This window comes from Paraburkholderia sp. GAS32 (genome assembly GCF_050434225.1).
GTDB lineage: Bacteria > Pseudomonadota > Gammaproteobacteria > Burkholderiales > Burkholderiaceae > Paraburkholderia > Paraburkholderia madseniana.
The window spans coordinates 73,642-92,694 of the sequence record NZ_JBNPVS010000009.1; the positions used below are offsets into that span (position 1 = coordinate 73,642).

Annotated in this window: 22 protein-coding genes; 16 read left to right on the top strand and 6 right to left on the bottom strand. The window is 61.9% G+C overall.

Annotated features, from left to right (window positions below):
* Positions 1-237: 237 nt before the first annotated feature.
* The 3 genes from P3T25_RS13475 (at position 238) to ptsP (ending at position 3,180) form a co-directional block, all read left to right on the top strand.
* The gene (locus P3T25_RS13475) at positions 238-765 is read left to right on the top strand and encodes a PTS sugar transporter subunit IIA (RefSeq protein WP_154564616.1); all 528 of its coding nucleotides are present in this window, start codon (positions 238-240) and stop codon (positions 763-765) included.
* A gap of 105 nt (positions 766-870) precedes the next feature.
* A complete protein-coding gene (locus P3T25_RS13480) occupies positions 871-1,140 on the top strand; it encodes an HPr family phosphocarrier protein (RefSeq protein WP_054035732.1) in 270 nt (89 codons plus the stop codon).
* Between the two features lie 288 nt (positions 1,141-1,428).
* Positions 1,429-3,180, top strand: coding sequence for a phosphoenolpyruvate--protein phosphotransferase (ptsP, locus tag P3T25_RS13485; RefSeq protein WP_168435872.1), 1,752 nt, complete (start codon positions 1,429-1,431; stop codon positions 3,178-3,180).
* Positions 3,181-3,266: 86 nt separating this feature from the next.
* Here ptsP and P3T25_RS13490 read toward each other — a convergent pair whose 3' ends face one another.
* The 3 genes from P3T25_RS13490 to gpmA all read right to left on the bottom strand — a co-directional run bounded on the left by P3T25_RS13490 (position 3,267) and on the right by gpmA (position 6,841).
* Positions 3,267-4,025 carry a HesA/MoeB/ThiF family protein gene (locus tag P3T25_RS13490; RefSeq protein ID WP_154564614.1) on the bottom strand — a complete coding sequence of 253 codons (759 nt, stop codon included), beginning with the start codon at positions 4,023-4,025 and terminating at the stop codon, positions 3,267-3,269.
* 176 nt (positions 4,026-4,201) lie between these two features.
* Positions 4,202-5,782, bottom strand: a complete 1,581-nt coding sequence (locus P3T25_RS13495; RefSeq protein WP_171925157.1) for a S41 family peptidase — start codon at positions 5,780-5,782, stop codon at positions 4,202-4,204.
* A 312-nt stretch (positions 5,783-6,094) separates the two neighbouring features.
* Positions 6,095-6,841 carry a 2,3-diphosphoglycerate-dependent phosphoglycerate mutase gene (gene gpmA, locus P3T25_RS13500; protein ID WP_266238566.1) on the bottom strand — a complete coding sequence of 249 codons (747 nt, stop codon included), beginning with the start codon at positions 6,839-6,841 and terminating at the stop codon, positions 6,095-6,097.
* A 137-nt stretch (positions 6,842-6,978) separates the two neighbouring features.
* Here gpmA and P3T25_RS13505 point away from each other — a divergent pair, with 137 nt between their 5' ends.
* The 5 genes from P3T25_RS13505 to P3T25_RS13525 all read left to right on the top strand — a co-directional run bounded on the left by P3T25_RS13505 (position 6,979) and on the right by P3T25_RS13525 (position 9,972).
* A complete protein-coding gene (locus tag P3T25_RS13505; RefSeq protein ID WP_429358209.1) occupies positions 6,979-7,404 on the top strand; it encodes a rhodanese-like domain-containing protein in 426 nt (141 codons plus the stop codon).
* A complete protein-coding gene (grxC, locus tag P3T25_RS13510; protein ID WP_054035740.1) occupies positions 7,401-7,661 on the top strand; it encodes a glutaredoxin 3 in 261 nt (86 codons plus the stop codon). The genes P3T25_RS13505 and grxC overlap by 4 nt, the downstream gene beginning before the upstream one ends.
* A 176-nt stretch (positions 7,662-7,837) precedes the next feature.
* Positions 7,838-8,308, top strand: coding sequence for a protein-export chaperone SecB (gene secB / locus P3T25_RS13515; RefSeq protein ID WP_054035743.1), 471 nt, complete (start codon positions 7,838-7,840; stop codon positions 8,306-8,308).
* A gap of 21 nt (positions 8,309-8,329) precedes the next feature.
* Entirely contained in the window at positions 8,330-9,328 is a 999-nt protein-coding gene (locus tag P3T25_RS13520) for an NAD(P)H-dependent glycerol-3-phosphate dehydrogenase (RefSeq protein WP_175051990.1), read from the top strand.
* A gap of 95 nt (positions 9,329-9,423) precedes the next feature.
* The gene (locus P3T25_RS13525) at positions 9,424-9,972 is read left to right on the top strand and encodes an O-acetyl-ADP-ribose deacetylase (RefSeq protein WP_429358210.1); all 549 of its coding nucleotides are present in this window, start codon (positions 9,424-9,426) and stop codon (positions 9,970-9,972) included.
* Here P3T25_RS13525 and trmL read toward each other — a convergent pair.
* Together trmL and P3T25_RS13535 are read right to left on the bottom strand one after the other, a co-directional pair.
* Entirely contained in the window at positions 9,945-10,415 is a 471-nt protein-coding gene (trmL, locus tag P3T25_RS13530) for a tRNA (uridine(34)/cytosine(34)/5-carboxymethylaminomethyluridine(34)-2'-O)-methyltransferase TrmL (RefSeq protein ID WP_154564601.1), read from the bottom strand. The two genes, P3T25_RS13525 and trmL, sit on opposite strands and share 28 nt — an antisense overlap.
* Before the next feature lie 18 nt (positions 10,416-10,433).
* Positions 10,434-11,228 carry a ComF family protein gene (locus tag P3T25_RS13535; RefSeq protein ID WP_154564599.1) on the bottom strand — a complete coding sequence of 265 codons (795 nt, stop codon included), beginning with the start codon at positions 11,226-11,228 and terminating at the stop codon, positions 10,434-10,436.
* A gap of 84 nt (positions 11,229-11,312) precedes the next feature.
* Between P3T25_RS13535 and P3T25_RS13540 the strand changes: the two genes are divergently transcribed.
* The 8 genes from P3T25_RS13540 to P3T25_RS13575 all read left to right on the top strand — a co-directional run bounded on the left by P3T25_RS13540 (position 11,313) and on the right by P3T25_RS13575 (position 18,550).
* Positions 11,313-12,278, top strand: a complete 966-nt coding sequence (locus P3T25_RS13540; RefSeq protein ID WP_154564597.1) for a methyltransferase domain-containing protein — start codon at positions 11,313-11,315, stop codon at positions 12,276-12,278.
* Between the two features lie 314 nt (positions 12,279-12,592).
* Positions 12,593-13,066: a DUF2244 domain-containing protein gene (locus P3T25_RS13545; RefSeq protein WP_154564595.1), complete on the top strand. Its 474-nt coding sequence runs from the start codon at positions 12,593-12,595 to the stop codon at positions 13,064-13,066.
* 66 nt (positions 13,067-13,132) lie between these two features.
* Positions 13,133-14,743, top strand: coding sequence for a cytochrome c oxidase subunit II (gene coxB, locus P3T25_RS13550; RefSeq protein ID WP_429358211.1), 1,611 nt, complete (start codon positions 13,133-13,135; stop codon positions 14,741-14,743).
* Positions 14,744-14,787: 44 nt separating this feature from the next.
* Positions 14,788-16,401, top strand: a complete 1,614-nt coding sequence (gene ctaD / locus P3T25_RS13555) for a cytochrome c oxidase subunit I (protein ID WP_154564591.1) — start codon at positions 14,788-14,790, stop codon at positions 16,399-16,401.
* A 117-nt stretch (positions 16,402-16,518) separates the two neighbouring features.
* Positions 16,519-16,653 carry a cytochrome oxidase small assembly protein gene (locus tag P3T25_RS13560; RefSeq protein ID WP_429358212.1) on the top strand — a complete coding sequence of 45 codons (135 nt, stop codon included), beginning with the start codon at positions 16,519-16,521 and terminating at the stop codon, positions 16,651-16,653.
* 49 nt (positions 16,654-16,702) lie between these two features.
* Entirely contained in the window at positions 16,703-17,317 is a 615-nt protein-coding gene (locus tag P3T25_RS13565; protein ID WP_154564587.1) for a cytochrome c oxidase assembly protein, read from the top strand.
* Positions 17,318-17,351: 34 nt separating this feature from the next.
* Positions 17,352-17,561 carry a DUF2970 domain-containing protein gene (locus P3T25_RS13570; protein ID WP_054035759.1) on the top strand — a complete coding sequence of 70 codons (210 nt, stop codon included), beginning with the start codon at positions 17,352-17,354 and terminating at the stop codon, positions 17,559-17,561.
* Between the two features lie 131 nt (positions 17,562-17,692).
* Positions 17,693-18,550 (top strand): cytochrome c oxidase subunit 3, encoded by an 858-nt coding sequence (locus P3T25_RS13575; protein ID WP_154564585.1) that lies wholly within the window; start codon positions 17,693-17,695, stop codon positions 18,548-18,550.
* Positions 18,551-18,735: 185 nt separating this feature from the next.
* Here P3T25_RS13575 and P3T25_RS13580 read toward each other — a convergent pair whose 3' ends face one another.
* Entirely contained in the window at positions 18,736-18,945 is a 210-nt protein-coding gene (locus P3T25_RS13580; RefSeq protein ID WP_007179452.1) for a twin transmembrane helix small protein, read from the bottom strand.
* Positions 18,946-19,053: the final 108 nt, after the last annotated feature.

Consider the following 19,053-nt stretch of genomic DNA (forward strand, 5'->3'; position numbering starts at 1 on the left):
ACAATGCCCGCTCTTCCGCGCCAAGCGAGTGGAAGGCGCCTGTCAGGCGCCACTGGCATGGACTGCGGACTGTGAACGAGCTGTTTCCCGCCGGCGCCGTAGCGATATCAGGCACGGCGGGCCGCTCGTCAGGTGATGCGTTCCGGCCCTCACGACCCACGGCCAGTCGAGGGCGCTTACGAACCGGGCTTCGTCCCGGTCCACGGTTCGGGGCCGTTCTTTTGCAGCAAGGCTGACATGGCAGGCATTCTGATCATTGCGCACGCTCCGTTCGCCACCGCGTTGCGCGATTGTATTTCGCACATCTACGGTGGCTTGCCGGCTCGCATCGGCGTGATCGATGTATCGCCGGATTGCGATCCCGCACAGCAGGTCGCGTTCGCGCATTCGGAAATCGAGCGGCTCAAGGAAGAAAACGGCGCACTCGTGCTCACCGACATGTTCGGCGCCACGCCGGCGAATATCGCCGGGCGGCTCGCTTCGGTGCCGAACGTCCGTGTGCTGTGTGGCGTCAATTTGCCGATGCTGGTGCGCGCGGTCTGTTATCGCGCGACGCCGCTCGACACGCTGGTCGACAAAGCGCTCGCTGGGGCCACCAAGGGCGTGCACGCAATCGGACCGGCCACGCCGGCGCCGGTTGCGCCGCCTGCGGGGTCCAGTGACTGTTTGCCCGCTTTGCCGCCAGAGGCCGCTGCCGCTGACTGTTTGCCCGCGTTGCCGGCTGAGGCCGACCTGACGCAGAAAGCCGGCTCGACCGGGTTGTAAGCGGATCTCACGGCTTTAAACGATTGCGATTGGGTCGCACCCAATCGCAGCCGGTTTGCAGTTTCACCTTTCACTACAACACTTACCCGCGCTTCGGACCATCACATGCTGCAACAGGAAACGACTATTGTGAACAAGCTGGGGCTGCACGCGCGCGCGTCGGCCAAGTTGACGCAACTCGCGGGCAACTACCAGGCGGAAATCTGGATGAGCCGCAATGGCCGCCGTATTAATGCCAAGAGCATCATGGGTGTGATGATGCTGGCCGCGGGTATAGGCAGCACGGTGCTGATCGAAACGGAAGGCACCGACGAAAAAGAAGCCATGGACGCATTGTTGAAACTGATTGCTGATAAATTCGGCGAAGGTCAGTGAATTCGCGCGTTATCGTTGCCTGAAGCAAAATGCCGCGACTGTCCGCGGCATTTTTTTTAGCGCGAGACAATCGCAGCTTGAGAGGCGCCTGCCCGCGGCGCGCAGGGGTTCGCGTTGCCGGAGCGCAAGCTCGTCGAAGGCGCAGTGTTGTGGTCGGTTACGGTATTTCGTGCTGCGCTGCACACAGACCTAACGTATCGACAACGGGCGCGGAATTTATAATGGCCAACAGAGTCTGAGAGCATTGCAGCGGTTTGCCGCGGCATCACACAACTAGAGGAGGTGCGCGTGTCCTTCACGCTGCATGGAATTCCCGTGTCACGCGGTATCGCCATCGGGCGGGCCTATCTGATCGCCCCGGCTGCACTTGACGTAGACCACTATTTGATCGAACCCGCCCAGATCGAGGGCGAGATCGAGCGCTTTCGCGTGGCCCAGCAACATGTGCATTACGAACTCGACACGTTGCGCGCCGATCTCGCGGCAGACGCGCCGAGCGAAATGGGTGCGTTCATCAACGTTCATTCAATGATCCTGAACGATGCAATGCTCGTGCAGGAAACCATCGACCTGATCCGTACGCGCCGTTACAACGTGGAGTGGGCGCTGACCGAACAGCTCGAGCGCCTGTCGCGCCATTTCGACGATATCGAAGACGAGTACCTGCGCGAGCGCAAAGCCGACATCGAACAGGTGGTGGAGCGCGTGCTGAAGGCGCTCGCCGGCGCTTCGGTGGCGCTGCTAGACAGCGTGCACGGTACGTGCGACGAGATGATTGTGGTCGCGCACGACATCGCGCCGGCCGACATGATGCAGTTCAAAACGCAAACGTTTCAGGGTTTCGTCACCGATCTCGGCGGACGGACTTCACATACGGCGATTGTCGCGCGCAGCCTCGGCATTCCGGCCGCGGTCGGCGTGCAGCATGCGAGCCAGTTGATCCGGCAAGACGACCTGATCATTGTCGACGGTGATCACGGCATCGTGATCGTCGATCCCGCACCGATCGTGCTGGAAGAATACTCGTACCGTCAGAGCGAAAAAGCGTTGGAGCAGCGCAAGCTGCAACGGCTGAAGTTTTCGCCCACGCAAACGCTCTGCGGCACACGCATCGAACTGTGCGCGAACATTGAGTTGCCGGAGGACGCGCGCGCCGCGGTCGATTCGGGGGCAACCGGGGTGGGCCTGTTCCGCACCGAGTTCCTGTTCATGAATCACAAGCACCACTTGCCGGAAGAGGAAGAGCAGTTTGCTGCCTACCGTCGCGCCGTCGAGTTGATGAACGGCTTGCCGGTGACGATCCGTACGATCGACGTCGGCGCCGATAAGCCGCTCGATTCGATGAGTGGTGGCGGCGACGGCTACGAAACCGCACCGAACCCCGCCTTGGGGCTCAGAGCGATTCGCTGGAGCCTCTCGGAACCGCAGATGTTCCTGACGCAACTGCGCGCGATTCTCCGTGCATCGGCGTTCGGCAAGGTGAAGATTCTGATTCCGATGCTGGCGCACGCGCAGGAGATCGATCAGACGCTCGATCTGATTCGCGAGGCCAAGCGGCAACTGGACGATGCCGGTATCGCCTACGATCCGAACGTGCAGGTCGGCGCGATGATCGAGATTCCGGCCGCCGCGATTGCGTTGCCGCTGTTTCTCAAGCGGCTGGATTTCCTGTCGATCGGCACGAACGATCTGATCCAGTACACGCTGGCGATCGATCGCGCGGATAACTCGGTCGCGCATCTGTACGATCCTCTGCATCCGGCGGTGCTGCATCTGATCGCCTTCACGCTGCGCGAGGCGAAGCGGGCGGGGGTGCCGGTGTCGGTGTGCGGCGAGATGGCGGGCGACCCGGCGTTGACGCGTCTGTTGCTCGGTATGGGCCTCACCGAGTTCTCGATGCACCCGAGCCAGTTGCTGGTGGTCAAGCAGGAAGTCCTGCGCTCGCATCTGAAGACGCTCGAGAAGCCGGTGGCCGACGTGCTGGCTTCGTTCGAACCGGAAGAGGTGCAGGCGGCGCTGAAGCGCGTGGTGTTGGCTTGAAACTGACAACCCGGATTGGTGGGTTCAAATGAAAAACGCCGCACATGTGTGCGGCGTTTTTCATTTGGCGTCTTGCTTGCGTGGGCTCACGGCTGATGCTGTTGCCCACATACCGGGCAATCCGGCTGACGCGCAATGCGCATCGTGTTCCATTCCATACGCAGCGAATCGAGCATCGTGAGACGGCCCACCAGCGGCGTGCCGATCTCGCCGATCACTTTCAGTGCTTCAGCCGCTTGCATCGAACCGATGATGCCGACCGTGGGCGCGAATACGCCCATGGTCGAGCACGCGACTTCCTCGAACGGTTGGTCCTCCGGGAACACGCACGCATAGCAGGGCGACGCTGCGTCCCGGAAATCGAAGGTGCTGATCTGGCCGTCGAAACGCAAGGCCGCGCCTGAGACCAGCGGCACACCATGCTTCACGCAGGCGCGGTTGATCGCGTGGCGCGTCGCGAAGTTATCCGTGCAATCGAGCACGACAGCGGCGTGCGGCACCTCGCGATCGAGCCATGCATCGTCGACCCGTTCGGCCACCGCGTTCACCACCACCTCAGGATTGATCTGGGCGATCGCGTCGCGCCCGGACTCCACCTTTTTGCGCCCGACCGACGCCGTCACATGCAAAATCTGCCGCTGCAGATTGGTCAGGTCGACCGTATCCGCATCGACCAGCGTCAGACGGCCGACGCCTGCCGCCGCCAGATACATCGCTGCCGGCGAACCCAGGCCGCCCGCGCCGACGATGATCGCGTGCGCGTCGATAAAGCGCTGCTGCGCCTCGATGCCGATTTCGTCGACGAGGATGTGGCGGGAATAGCGGAGGAGTTGATCGTCATTCATGGCGGGGCGCGTGGAGTGTCGCGCAATGAGATGCAGGACCGGTGGCCTGCCATGCGCGGTTTCGTTATTTTAATCGCGCGGGGGAGCGGGTGTTCTTGCTGGTGCCGGGTATTACAACTGTACTGCTCCGTGTCTTCGCAGCACGTCCGGCTGCGAAGACACGTTGGATTTGCTGCTTAGTTGCTTTGTGTAGCAGGCGCCGAGGCCGGGACCGATGCGCCCGGTACCGGTTGCGTCGGCTTCACCGCGACCGGCGCGGAGGCCGATGCTGCCGGCTTGTTCTGCGCCAGACGCCGCTCGGTCAGCGACTTCGATTCCTGCACCGGCTTGCCTTCCAGCTTGTTTAACGCCTGCGTCAGCATGAAGTCGTCGGTCGAACCGAACTCGACCGGCTTGCGCTCACGATCCTTCTGACGCTGTTCCGGCGTCTTCTTGTCGTTCTGCTCTTCAAGCTGGCGCAACTGGTCCATGCGTTCCTGTTCGCGCTGATCCGCTTCCTTCTTCTCGTTCGGATCCTGCGTGTTCGCAAGGTGGTTCGAGTAGTCGACTTCGCGAGTAACCAGTGCGTCGTCCGGATCGCCTTCTGAGTATTGATCGACCGCGATGTCAGGACGGATGCCCTTATTCTGGATCGAACGGCCGCTCGGCGTGTAGTAGTACGCCGTGGTCAGACGCAGTGCCGTTTCAGCTGTCATCGGACGGACGGTTTGCACCGAACCCTTGCCGAAGGTGGTCTTGCCGACGATCAGCGCACGATGCTGATCCTGCAGCGCGCCCGCGACGATCTCCGAAGCCGACGCCGAATAGGCGTTGGTCAGCACGATCATCGGCACAGTCTTGAAGATCGGCGCTTCGTCTTTCAGCGGATCGCTGTCGAACGATTGCAGGCGGTAGTTATCGTACGTGTCGCGATAGACCTGCTTCGAATCCGGAATCTGGCCGTTGGTGGACACCACCACCGAATTCGACGGCAGGAACGCGCCGGCAACACCGACCGCGCTTTGCAGCAGACCGCCGCCGTTATTGCGCAGGTCGAGCACGAGACCCTTCAGGTTCGGCTGTTGACGGGCGATGTCTTGCAGTTTCGCAGCCAGATCAGGCGTGGTGCGTTCCTGGAAGCTGGTGATGCGGACATACGCGTAGCCCGGCGCCAGAATCTTCATCTTGACCGACTGGACCTTGATGATCGCGCGCGTGACCGTGAGCGGGAACGTCCGGTCGTCGGTCTTGCGGAAGATGGTCAGCGTGACCTTGGTGCCCGGATCGCCGCGCATCTGCTTGACCGCCTGGTCGAGCGTCATGCCGCGCACCGGCTTGTCATTGATGCGGGTGATCAGGTCGCCCGGACGGATGCCGGCGCGGAACGCGGGCGTGTCTTCAATCGGCGAGATCACCTTGATCAGGCCGTCTTCCGACGAAATTTCGATGCCGAGACCCGCGAAGCGACCCTTGGTCTGCTCCTGCAGTTCCTCGTAATCGGTCTTGTCGAGATACGACGAGTGCGGGTCGAGGCTCGACACCATGCCCTTGATCGCGGCGGTGAGGAGCTTTTTATCGTCCACCGGTTCGACGTACTCATGCTTGATTTGCCCGAACACTTCGGCAAAGAGCCGGAGTTGGTCCAGCGGCAACGGTGCAACGGCGCTCGAGGCGGCGCCGGCGGGTTGCTGGGCCGAGGCGGAGAGTTGCAGGGTGGCAAATGCGCCGGTAGCAAGGCCCGCGGCAATCAGGCCGATATTTTTCAGGTTCTTTCGCATAGAGTCTGTTGCGGTCGGGAGCGCGTGGCAGCGTCGATAGAGATGGGGACGGACAAGTATAACTGCACACCCGCCCGGTCAGGGCGCAGCGCAGGCAATCGTGATTCGACAGCGCGGGCGGGCCCTGGTTCGTGAGTCGGAGGTCGCGAAGCCGAAGTAATGTGCGGTAACGGCAAGATGGCAGTGGGATGGCGCAATTGACAGCCGGCGGGACGCGTACGCCGGCAGGTCTTGCCGGTGGGGTGGCCCGTTTGCCGGGCCCCCGCTGCAGATTTCCACTACAGGCGGGGGGCGGCGGCCGGCGGCCCCGGTTTAGCCCGCCTTGCCTTGCTTGGCCACAGCGGCCTGCGCCTTCGCAATCGCGTCCTGGTCGCCCAGATAGTAGTGCTTGATCGGTTTCAGGTTTTCGTCGAGTTCATAGACGAGCGGCACGCCATTCGGGATATTCAGGCCGACGATGTCGTCGTCCGAAATGTTGTCCAGGTACTTCACCATGGCGCGGATCGAGTTGCCGTGCGCGGCGATCACAATCTTGCGGCCTGACTTGATGGCCGGCGCAATCGACTCGTTCCACAACGGCAAAACGCGTGCGACGGTGTCTTTCAGGCACTCCGTGAGCGGCAATTGCTCGCGCGGCACCTTGGCGTAGCGCGGATCGTTGTAGGGTGCGCGTTCGTCCGACGGATCGAGCGCCGGCGGCGGCGTGTCGTAGCTGCGGCGCCAGACCAGCACCTGTTCGTCGCCGAATTTGGCGGCGGTTTCCGCCTTGTTCAGGCCCGACAGCGCGCCGTAGTGGCGCTCGTTCAGGCGCCACGAATGCACGACCGGCAGATACATCAGGTCCATCTGGTCCTGTACGTGCCACAGGGTGCGGATCGCGCGCTTGAGCACCGACGTGTAGGCGATATCGAACGAATAGCCCGATTCCTTCAGCAGCACGCCCGCTTGCTGCGCTTCACGATTGCCCTGTTCGGTGAGGTCGACGTCGACCCAGCCCGTGAAGCGGTTTTCCTTGTTCCACGTCGATTCGCCGTGGCGGATGAGAACGAATTTGTACATGAGATTGCCGGTCGGTAGTAAGGAAGCGGTAAAGCGTTGCGAGGGTCCTCTGGAGGAGCGCCGCCATCGCGTCAGACGGTTATTTTATAATGGCTCGATTGCCCTTTTCGATTTCTCTCTTTTTCGGCGGATTTTCCGTGAAGTTTTTCACTGATTACACAAACCTTGTACTGATCGCAATCGTCCTCATCTCCGGTGGGTTGCTGCTGTGGCCGACGATCAGCCGGCGTGGCCGCGGTGGCCTGTCGGCCGCTGAAGCCACCCAACTGATCAACCGGCGCAATGCGGCGGTCATCGATCTGCGTCCGTCCGCCGACTTTGCCAAGGGCCATCTGCCCGCGGCACGGCACCTTGAATTTGCAGAGTTGCAGGCGAAAGTCGCGCAACTCGTGAAGAACAAGAGCAACCCGGTGCTGCTGGTGTGCCAGACCGGCCAGCAGTCGAACAAGGCAGCGCGTATCGTGCAGGATGCGGGATACGCCGAAGTCCATGTTCTCGAAGGCGGTGTCGACGCCTGGCAGAAAGCCGGTATGCCGGTTGTGAAACAAGGAGCAGTCAAGTGAACAAAGTCATCATGTACAGCACCCAGGTGTGCCCGTATTGCCAGATGGCCGAACGTCTTTTAAAGTCGCGCGGCGTCGAGCACGTTGAAAAGGTACTGATCGACAAGGACCCGGCCCGTCGTGAAGAAATGATGACCCGGACCGGTCGCCGCACTGTGCCGCAGGTGTTCATCGGCGAGACGCATGTCGGCGGGTACGATGACCTGTCCGCGCTCGATCGCGCGGGCGGTTTGATGCCTCTGCTCGAACCTGCCTGAACGAAGTTGCCCCACTCATGCGCCGGCCGGCGCGTGAGTGGGGCAGGTGAAACACAAGTCGGTGCATGCTGGCCCTTCAAGGACAACTTCGAGGGCCGGCGATGCGCCGCAACGATCTGGCGGCCCGTGGAGTCATGGGCCGCCGCCACGCATACCTATCAGGGAATCACTCAATCATGTCCGACGAGAATAACCAGCCGTTCTTCAACATCCAGCGCATCTACCTGAAGGACATGTCGCTCGAGCAGCCGAATTCGCCAGGCATCTTCCTCGAGCAGGAAATGCCGTCGGTCGAAGTCGAAGTCGACGTGAAGGCCGAGCGCCTCGCCGACACCGTGTTCGAAATCCTCGTGACGGGCACCGTCACGGCCAAGGTGTCGGACAAGGTTGCGTTCCTGATCGAAGCCAAGCAAGCCGGCATTTTCGACATCCGCAACATTCCGGCTGAGCAGATTGATCCGCTGGTCGGCATTGCCTGCCCGACGATCCTGTTCCCGTACCTGCGCTCGAACATTGCCGACGCGATCACCCGCGCAGGCTTCCCGCCGATCCACCTCGCCGAGATCAACTTCCAGGCGCTGTACGAGCAACGTCTCGCGCAAATGGGCGGCCAGGAAGGCGCGGCGCAAAACGGCGTCACGCATTAACGCGTCCGTTCGGTGCCGGCTATGAAGGTTGCTGTCCTCGGCGCCGGTGCATGGGGCACAGCCCTCGCCGGCCATCTGGCCGCACGGCACGACACGGTGCTGTGGGCGCGTGAACCCGCGCTCATCGCCGATCTCTCCGCTTCGCACGAAAACGCCCGCTATCTGGCGGGCGTTGCGTTGCCACCGTCCCTTCGCTATGAAGCCGATCTGAACGCAGCGCTCGACCACGCGCTCGCCGACGACGCGTTATGCGTCGTGGCGACGCCCGTCGCCGGTCTGCGGGGTCTGTTCCGGGCGATGCACGACGCGGGCAAAGTGCCGGCACATGTGGTGTGGCTGTGCAAAGGTTTCGAAGCCGACTCGCAGTTGTTGCCGCATCAGGTGGTCGCGGCTGAATTGCCGGGGCATGGCAGTAACGGTGTGCTGTCGGGTCCGAGTTTCGCTCGCGAAGTCGGGCAGGGCTTGCCGGTCGCGTTGACGATCGCGAGTACGTCGGCGACATGCCGGGAGCGCACGGTTGCCGCGTTCCATCATGGCGCCATGCGCATCTATACCGGCGATGACATCGTTGGTGTGGAAGTGGGTGGCGCGGTGAAGAACGTGCTGGCGATTGCCACGGGTATTGCCGATGGCCTCGGCCTCGGTCTCAATGCACGCGCGGCGTTGATTACGCGTGGTCTCGCTGAAATGTCGCGCCTCGGCGTGACGCTCGGCGGGCGGGCGGAGACGTTCACCGGTTTGACAGGGCTGGGCGATCTGATCCTGACCGCCACGGGCGATCTTTCGCGCAATCGCACGGTCGGCGTGCAACTCGCCGCGGGCCGTACGCTCGACGATATCCTCGGCGGCCTCGGCCATGTGGCCGAAGGCGTGCGTTGTGCGCAAGCTGTGTTGGCAATCGCTCGCGCTCATGCGATCGAGATGCCGATCACGCAGGCGGTCTGTGCCGTGCTGTTCGACGGCGTAGCGCCCCGCGACGCCGTCAGCGCCTTGCTGCGGCGCGATTCGAAAGCAGAATAAGTCTTGTCTTTCAGCCGTTTAGCGCGAAAAGCGCTGAACGGCTGCCCACTATCGCTGTCCACGTTTTATCGACGCTTCGGATCAGCGAGGTTCTCATGCTCAGTTTTAACAATTGCACGCTAGAAGCGCGCGTGGTCGATATCGCGACACTCGCCGTGGATGCGATCGTCAATGCCGCGAATACTTCGTTGCTAGGCGGGGGCGGCGTGGACGGCGCGATTCACCGCGCGGCCGGCAAGGAATTGCTGCGTGAGTGCGAAACGCTCGGCGGCTGCGCAACCGGCGATGCGAAAATCACCCGTGGTTACCAGTTACCGGCCAAACATGTGATCCATGCGGTCGGCCCGGTCTGGCAGGGCGGTGCGCGCGGCGAGGCGGACCTGCTTGCCTCGTGCTATCGGCGCTCGCTCGAAGTGGCGCATCAGGCGCATTGCAGGAGTATTGCGTTCCCCGCGATTAGTTGCGGTATCTACCATTTTCCCGCCAACGAAGCCGTGCAAATTGCTGTCGGCACCGTGCTCGAAAGCTTGTCGCGCAAGCCGGGCATAGAACACGTGGTGTTCGCCTGCTTCGACGGCGCGATGCTTGCGCGCTACGAAGCCGAATTGGAACGGCGTCAGGCGCCGCCGTCGAAGCCGGTCTGACGCCACGCTTCGAACACGACCACGGCGACCGTATTCGACAGATTCAGGCTGCGGTTGCCTGGTCGCATCGGCAGACGCACGCGTTGTTCATTGGCGAATTGATCGAGCACGGTGTCAGGCAGGCCGCGCGTTTCGGCGCCGAACACGAACCAGTCGCCGGATTGAAACGCATGCTCGTGAAACCGGCCCGAGCCACGGGTGGTGAAGGCGAACATCCGCGCCGGATCGGGCGCTTCCTTGGCGACGAACGCTGCCCAATCGGCATGTACGTTCATCTGCGCATACTCGTGGTAGTCGAGACCGGCGCGGCGCAATTTGGCGTCGTCGAGCGGAAAGCCGAGCGGCTCGATCAGATGCAGCCGCGCGCCGGTGTTGGCGCACAGGCGGATAACGTTGCCGGTGTTCGGCGGGATTTCGGGTTCGACGAGAACGACATTGAACATGATGGCTTCAGGTAGAGACTAGTTTTTTGGTGTACGCAGTGCGACGAAGTTGGTGACGCGCCGCGCACCGGCCGCTTTGAGCGTACGCGCCAGCGCTTCGAGTGTCGCGCCGGTCGTCATCACATCGTCGACGATGCCGACATGCAGACCTTGCACCGGTTTGACGACTTTGAATGCTCGGCCCACGTTCAACCGGCGCGCGTCCAGGTCGAGCCGCGATTGTGGTGCGGTGTGGATCACACGATGCAGCAAGGTGGCGTCGCTGCGCACATTCAGCGCGCGGGCCAAGGGCCTCGCAATCTGCCAGGCCTGGTTGTAGCCGCGCTCAGTAAGACGTTTGTTGGCCAGCGGCACGGGCGCGAGCACATCGGGTTTTTCAGCCGCGTCCACCCATGAGTCCCCCGCGAGGCGCGCAAGGCGTTGCGCAAACTCGCGCGCCAGCATCAGCCGGGCGCGGAATTTCAGCCCGAGCGCCAAGGCGTCGAGCGGCTGGCGGTAATCGGCAAGAGCGAAGGTTGCCTCGAACGGCGGCGGCTCGCCGATGCAATCCGCACAGCGATATCGCGCGTGGCTCGCCCAGCGCGCTCCGGACAAAGGGACCGCGCACACCGTGCAGCGCAACCTGGCTTCGTTCCAATACGCCTCGTCACAACCGGCACACAGCGTCTTATGCGACAAATTGCCGCATAGTGCGCACAGGTTCGGCAACGCAGCGTGCATCACATGCGGCCACGCCGAATATAAGCCGCGCGTGAAGCGTGCAAAAAGTGCGTTCGAGCCGCCGGGAGACGAGGAATTTTTTCGGAGTGGCATGATTGGACCGCCCGCAAAGGCCTTTCACGCTGAATGGACGGAAGCGAACGAGTATACTTCGTGCTCTACGCCAGTACGACACCCATGCCCCCAACTACGTCTCAATCTGGCCGTCCGGCCTATGATTCCCGGCGCCTCCGGCAGATTTTCGACCGCCGTGCGGCGACCTTCGACCAGGTCGCGTTCCTGCCGCGCGAAATCGCGCAGCGCATGCGCGAACGCCTCGACTACATCAAGGTTACGCCGTCGAGCGTGCTCGACGCCGGTTGCGGTGCGGGCGAAGACATCCCCGCATTGCGCGAACGCTTCCCCGAGGCGCCGGTGTTCGGCACCGACATGTCGCACGGAATGCTCAGTCGCGCGCTGCGTCACGATTCCGGCGACACAAGCTGGCGGCGCTTTCTGCCGGCCACGCTCGGCAAGGCGCTCGGCGCCCGCGGTCCGCGTTTTGCGCAGGCCGACTTCTCGGCGCTGCCGTTCGCGGCCGGCGCCTTCGAATTCATCTGGTCCAATCTCGCTCTCCACTGGCACTCGCGGCCCGATCTCGTGTTTCCCGAGTGGCAACGCGTGCTGAAAGTGAACGGCCTGCTGATGTTCAGCACGCTCGGCCCCGATTCGCTGAAGGAATTACGCGGCGCCTACGCCGAGGTCGAGGCCGCGCATGGCGTTGCTTCGCGCAAGCATGTGATCGACTTTGTCGACATGCATGACCTCGGGGACATGCTGGTCGAAAGCGGCTTCGAGATTCCGGTGATGGACCAGGAAACACTCACCATTACATATAAGTCGCCCGAGTCGCTGCTCGCGGATGTGCGTCGCTGGGGCGCCTATCCGTTCGAGCGCGAGGCTACCGCGAACGCCGTCGCGCGTAGGCTGCACAAGGCTTTGCTGGCAGCGCTCGAGGCCCGCCGGCGCGCCGACGGCACGATCGCGCTGACCTTCGAAGTGATCTACGGCCACGCCTGGAAAGCCGTGCCGCGCACCACGGCCGAAGGGCATGGGATCGTGCGGCTCGAGGATATCGGACGAGGCTCGTCGAGGAATCGGTGAGGAATCAACGAAGCGGTAAAGAGGACATCTGTTATGTCTGAAATTACCGCTTCAAAAGACGCGTGAAAGCTGCGTCAAAACGGCGCGGAGGCTTGTCGCACCGGGCTTGTGGGCCGATTGAGGCTTGCTTGTGGATGCCATGGATCGCGCCTATAATGCGTCAGTTTGTCGCCCGGAGTTCCCACATTTGGGGCGGCAGGCCCGAGGCATAGGGCTGCAACATGAAGTGACGCGGCGGTAATCAAGTGGCTGGATTCTGCGGTCGCGAGCAGTGGCCGCAGGCGGTGATGGGTGACGGTCGGCGGGAGGCAGCGATGGAAGCATCAGATCTGCTGGCGGATTCAGAACCGGTTCTCAAAGACTGGACGATGAAGCGCAACTGTTCGATATCGCCGCGGCAGTTCGTATGTTTCTACGTGTCGCTTGCGTTGTTCTCGTTGGCAATTGCTTTCATGCTGGTTCTGGTCGGCGCCTGGCTGGTGTTGCCGTTCACCGGTATTGAATTGCTGGCGGTGGGCATCGCGTTTGCCATATATGCGCGTCATGCTGTCGATTACGAGTGCGTGCGGCTGTTTCCGAACCGGCTCGTGATCGAGCAGGTCAGCGCCGAGCGGCTCACGCAGTTCGAATTCAATCCGCGCTGGGTGCGGATCGAACCGGGCGCAACGCCGCGAGACCAGATCAAACTGGTCTCGCGCGGACAGACGATCATGATCGGGCAACATCTCGCGCAGTATCGGCGCGCGCAGTTCGCAGGCGAATTGCGCATGTGGCTCACGCGTTGTTAGACGTGTTGAGACGCGCGGCGTTCACGGGGAGCGCGAGACAGCCTGCCAGCGGGGTCGAGGGTTTGAATGGAAATTTTGGGTAAGGAAGCTATGAAAACAATCAAGCGAGCCCTCATGGGCGTGCTGGCGATGAGCGGACTGCTTTTCGCCGGTGCGGCCCTGGCAGTGGGCGATGTTCCGGGCGGCCCTGCCGTCAACGAGATCAATCTCCAGCCGCCGGCGACGAAAATCGCTGAGGAGCTCTACAGCCTCCACACGTTCATGCTGATCCTGTGCACGGTGATCTTCGTCGGCGTGTTCGCAGTGATGTTCTATTCGATGTTTGCGCACCGCAAATCGAAAGGCCATAAAGCTTCCCATTTCCACGAAAGCACGACCGTCGAAATCATCTGGACGATCGTGCCGTTCGTCATCGTCGTGCTGATGGCGCTCCCCGCCACCAAGACCGTCGTCGCGATGAAGGACACCACGAACGCCGACGTCACCATCAAGGTCACGGGCTACCAGTGGAAGTGGGGCTACGACTACGTGAAGGGTCCGGGTGAGGGCATCAGCTTCCTGTCCACGCTGGCCACGCCGCGTGCGCAAACCGATGGCCGCGAGCCGATTTCCACCACGTACCTGCAGGAAGTCGACAATCCGCTCGTCGTCCCGGTCGACAAGAAAATCCGCATCATCACCACCGCGAACGACGTGGTCCACTCCTGGTACGTGCCGGCTTTCGGCGTGAAGCAGGATGCGATTCCAGGCTTTGTGCGCGACACGTGGTTCAAGGCTGACAAGACCGGCACCTTCCGCGGCTTCTGTACCGAACTGTGCGGGAAGGAGCACGCATTCATGCCGGTGGTGGTCGAAGTGCTGTCGGCAGACGACTACGCGAAGTGGGTCGATACGCAGAAGCAGAAAATGGCCGCCGGCCAGGACGATCCGAACAAGACCTACACCATGGCTGAGCTGATGGAGCGCGGCGGCAAGGTGTACGCAGCGAATTGCGCGGTCTGCCACCAGCCGACCGGCAAGGGCGTTGGCGCATTCCCGGCGCTGGACGGCAGCAAGATCGCCAACGGCCCGATCGCCGAGCACGTGAGCTTGGTGCTGAAGGGCAAGAACGCGATGCCTTCGTGGGCGCCGACGCTGAACGACGTCGAAATCGCTTCGGTCATCACGTACGAACGTAATTCGTGGGGCAACCACACCGGCGACATTCTCCAGCCGAAGCAGATTCTGGAGGCCCGTAACGGCAAGCTGCCGGAAGGTGGCAATCATCTGGCCGACGCAGGCGCGGCTGCTAGCGGCGCAGCGGCTGCCTCGGGTGCTGACGCGGCTGCGGCCGGTTCGGACAGCGCGGCAGCATCGCAAGCAGCTCTCCCGGCAAACGTCTACTTCGACACCGGCAAGAGCACGCTGCCGACCGACGCGAAAGCGGCGGTCGACGCGGCCGCGGCCTACGCGAAAGCACACCCGGACGCCAAGTTCACACTGTCGGGCTTCACCGACGCCACCGGCTCTGCCGAAGTCAACGCGAAGCTCGCGAAGACCCGTGCCGAAGCCGTGCGCGACGCACTGAAAGCAGCCGGCATTGCCGAAGACCACATCATTTTGAAGAAGCCGGAAACGATCACGGGCGGCGGCGACGCGAAAGAAGCCCGGCGTGTCCAGATCAGCCCGGCTGCCTGACGTGTTCATGGTCAGCACCGCAGTATTCGCATTAGGAGATTGTCATGTCTAGCATCGGACACGATGTAGTCGCGGGCCACGAGCACGTACACGGCGACCACGCCCACGAAACGCCGCATGGCTGGCGTCGTTGGCTGTTCGCAACCAATCACAAGGACATCGGTACGTTGTACCTGATCTTCTCGTTCACCATGTTCCTCTCCGGGGGCGTGATGGCGCTGATGATCCGTGCCGAACTGTTCGAGCCGGGCCTGCAGATCATGCGCCCCGAGTTCTTCAACCAGTTGACCACCATGCACGGCCTGATCATGGTGTTCGGCGCGATCATGCCGGCCTTCGTCGGCTTCGCGAACTGGATGGTGCCGCTGCAGATCGGCGCATCGGACATGGCTTTCGCGCGGATGAACAACTTCAGCTTCTGGCTGCTGCCGGTGGCTGCGGTGTTGCTGGTCGGTTCGTTCTTCGCACCGGGCGGCGCGACCGCCGCGGGCTGGACGCTGTACGCACCGTTGTCGACGCAGATGGGCCCGGGCATGGACTTCGCGATTTTCGCGGTCCACTTGATGGGTGCTTCGTCGATCATGGGCGGGATCAACATCGTCGTGACGATCCTGAACATGCGCGCACCTGGCCTCACGCTGATGAAGATGCCGATGTTCGTCTGGACGTGGCTGATCACCGCATACCTGCTGATCGCCGTGATGCCGGTTCTGGCAGGCGCGATCACCATGGTGCTGTTCGACCGCCACTTCGGCACGTCGTTCTTCAACGCGGCAGGCGGCGGCGACCCGGTGATGTACCAGCACATCTTCTGGTTCTTCGGGCACCCCGAGGTGTACATCATGATCTTGCCGGCGTTCGGGATCGTGTCGCAGGTGATCCCGGCGTTCTCGCGCAAGCCGCTGTTCGGCTATAGCTCGATGGTGTACGCAACCTCGTCGATCGCGATTCTGTCGTTCATGGTCTGGGCGCACCACATGTTCGCAACCGGTATGCCGGTGACGGGCCAACTGTTCTTCATGTACGCGACGATGCTGATCGCCGTGCCGACGGGTGTGAAGGTGTTCAACTGGGTCGCGACGATGTGGCGCGGTTCGCTGTCCTTCGAAACGCCTATGTTGTTCGCTGTCGGCTTCCTGCTGGTGTTCACGTTCGGCGGTCTGTCGGGCCTGATGCTCGCCATGGCGCCGCTCGACATCCAGTATCACGGTACCTATTTCGTGGTGGCCCACTTCCACTACGTGCTGGTTGCGGGTTCGCTCTTCGCGTTGTTCTCCGGGTGGTACTACTGGGCGCCGAAGTGGACCGGCTGGATGTACAACGAAACGCGCGGCAAGATCCACTTCTGGGCGTCGATGTTCTTCTTTAACCTCGCGTTCCTGCCGATGCACTTCGTCGGTCTCGCAGGTATGCCGCGTCGTTACGCTGACTACCCGGCACAGTTCACGGACTGGAACCAGGTCATCTCGATCGGTGCCTTCGGCTTCGGTCTGGCACAGGTCTACTTCCTGTTCGCGGTTGCGCTGCCGGCCTATCGTGGCGGCGGTGAACTCGAAAAGGCCGGCGACAAGCCGTGGGACGGCGCAACGGGCCTCGAATGGACCGTGCCGAGCCCGGCTCCGTTCCACACGTTCGAAAATCCGCCGACCGTCGAGTAATCGGCGTTCAGCGAGGTTGCCGGTTTCGTCGGCGCGGTGTTAGTCGCCGCCGGGACCGGGCAGCCACGCGAGCAGTGGTGGCACCCTGTAGTCACGAAAGTATTCAGAAAGTCGAGCATGGCGCGCAATCCTCAAGAAAGACGTACGCCCGAGCAGGTTCGCGCGGGTAACCGGCGGATCGGTATCGTGATGTTTGTCATCGCCGCGGCTTTTTTTGCGAGCGTCATCATTCATCAGAAGTGGTTCACCTGACGCGGTACGCGGTAGTTAGAGTCTGTGTGCAGGATTGTTGAGGATTGAGATGTCGACGCAACCGCCGGCCCAGGCCGATCGCTCTTTTAACCGTTCGATGCTGATCAAGCTGTTCGTCGTCGCGTTGATGATGTTCGGTTTTGGTTTTGCGCTGGTGCCGATGTACCGCGCGATCTGCCAGATCACCGGCATCAACAACCTCGTGCAGCGTGATGCCACGGTGCGTGAGGCGAAGAATACGCAAGTCGACATGAGTCGCACGATTTCGATCGAATTCGATGCGAACGCGCGCGGCCCGCTGGGTTTCAAGCCGGAGCAACGTAGTCTCGACGTGCATCCGGGCGAAGTGACGACAGTGATGTACGAGGTCAGCAACGAACAGGCGCGCACGATTCAGGCGCAAGCCATTCCGAGCTACGCGCCGAAGCAGGCAACCGAGTACTTCAAGAAGATCGAGTGTTTTTGCTTTACGCAGCAGACTCTGACTGCGAACCAGACCAAGCGGTTGCCGGTGGTGTTCGTCGTCGACCCGAAGTTGCCGAAGGATGTGAAAACGATCACGTTGTCGTACACGTTCTTTGAGTTGAATACGCCGGCAGCGGCGACGGCCGGGAGCGTAGCACCCACGGCCAACACGGCGGCAACCACCGCCAATCCCACCTGACGGCACTGGCCGCAGGCGAAGGAAGAAGACGTAAATGAGCGATAACCGCGGCAGCCCACGCAAGAGCAGTTTCGGCCAGTCGATGAAAGCCGTGTTCTGGTCGTTTTTCGGGGTGCGCAAGCGTCGTGATCTGGAAGCGGACGCAACGCAGTTGAACCCGCTGCATGTGCTTGCAGCAGCGCTGATCAGCGTAGCCATCCTGATCGGGGTGCTGATCCTGATCGTGCACGCCGTAGTGGGTTGAGCCGGCAGGCACACAAGTCGTACCGGGCGAAGCAGAGCCCACGAATTAGAGAGAAGCGGTGCGGTATCGACGCGCCGCCGAAGATACAGCCGGAGATTCCGGAACAACTGGACTGAAGTGGAGAATCAAGAATGAGCGGTCAAAACGAGAGCCCGTACTATTTCGTACCGCATCCGTCGCGGCATCCGATCAGCGCCGCCGCTGGGTTGCTGGTCATGCTCGGATCGCTTGCGGCCTGGATCAACGACCATGAACTGGCGCCGATCGGCGTCGTCGTCGGGTTGCTGTGGCTGCTCTATACCTTGTGGCACTGGTTCGGCGACGCGATCGCCGAGTCGGAAGGCGGCATGTACGGCAAGAATGTCGACAAGTCGTACCGCTGGAGCATGAGCTGGTTCATCTTCTCCGAAGTGATGTTCTTCGGCGCTTTCTTCGGCGCGCTGTTCTATGCACGTGAAATCGCGCTGCATCAGCTCGGCAGCCTCGACTACAAGCTGATCTGGCCGGATTTCTCGGCGGTGTGGCCGAACAACGGTCCGGCAGCGCTGGTCTCGACCTTCAAGTCGATGCAGCCGTGGCCGGTGCCGACCATCAACACGGCGCTGCTGCTGTCGTCCGGCGCTACGTTGACGGTCTCGCACCACGCACTGCGTGAAGATCATCGAAAGAAGGCGATCATCTGGCTGGCGGCTACGCTGGTGCTCGGCGTCTGCTTCCTGTTCCTGCAAGGCTTCGAGTATTTCCACGCGTACAACGAACTGAACCTGACGCTGTCCTCGGGTGTGTATGGCTCGACGTTCTTCCTGCTGACGGGCTTCCACGGTTTCCACGTGTTCCTCGGCGGTACGATGCTGGCCGTGGTGCTGGTGCGGATGATTCGCGGCCACTTCACCGCGGAGCATCACTTCGCATTCGAAGGCGCCGCCTGGTACTGGCACTTTGTGGACGTCGTGTGGCTTGGGCTGTACGTCGTCGTGTACTGGCTGTAACGCAGTCTGGCCTGCATACGTACTGAAAACCGGCCGGTTTCCGGAGCGTGTGCAGGCCGTTTGCGCATCGCCTTTCACGGGCGCGGCGCACGAGCAGTACGCAAGTCATAGAGCGCCGCCCTCGACCCTGTCAGGGCGGCGTTTTGTTTGGTGGGTTGGGTGACTTGAAGCTTTTTCCGCCGAGCTCAACGCCCGTAAGGAATACCGGTCGACTGAATCCAGCCCATCCAGTGAGCGAACAGGATGAACAGGAACAGCGAGATCGACAGACCCACCCGCGTGGCGAGCGACCAGACCATCCGCTTGGTTTTGCCCTTGTCATGCATCATGAAGTAAAGCGCGGACACCATGCTGGCGATGATCAGGACGAAGGCGATGGGAACGAGAATGTGCATGGAACCAACTGAAACCGGGAAGCGCAGAGGCAAGACGTTTATTATCGCACCGCGCGCCAGCGTCTGCCGTACGTTCCAGACGCCGTCGCGGGCTGTGGTGCCGGAGTG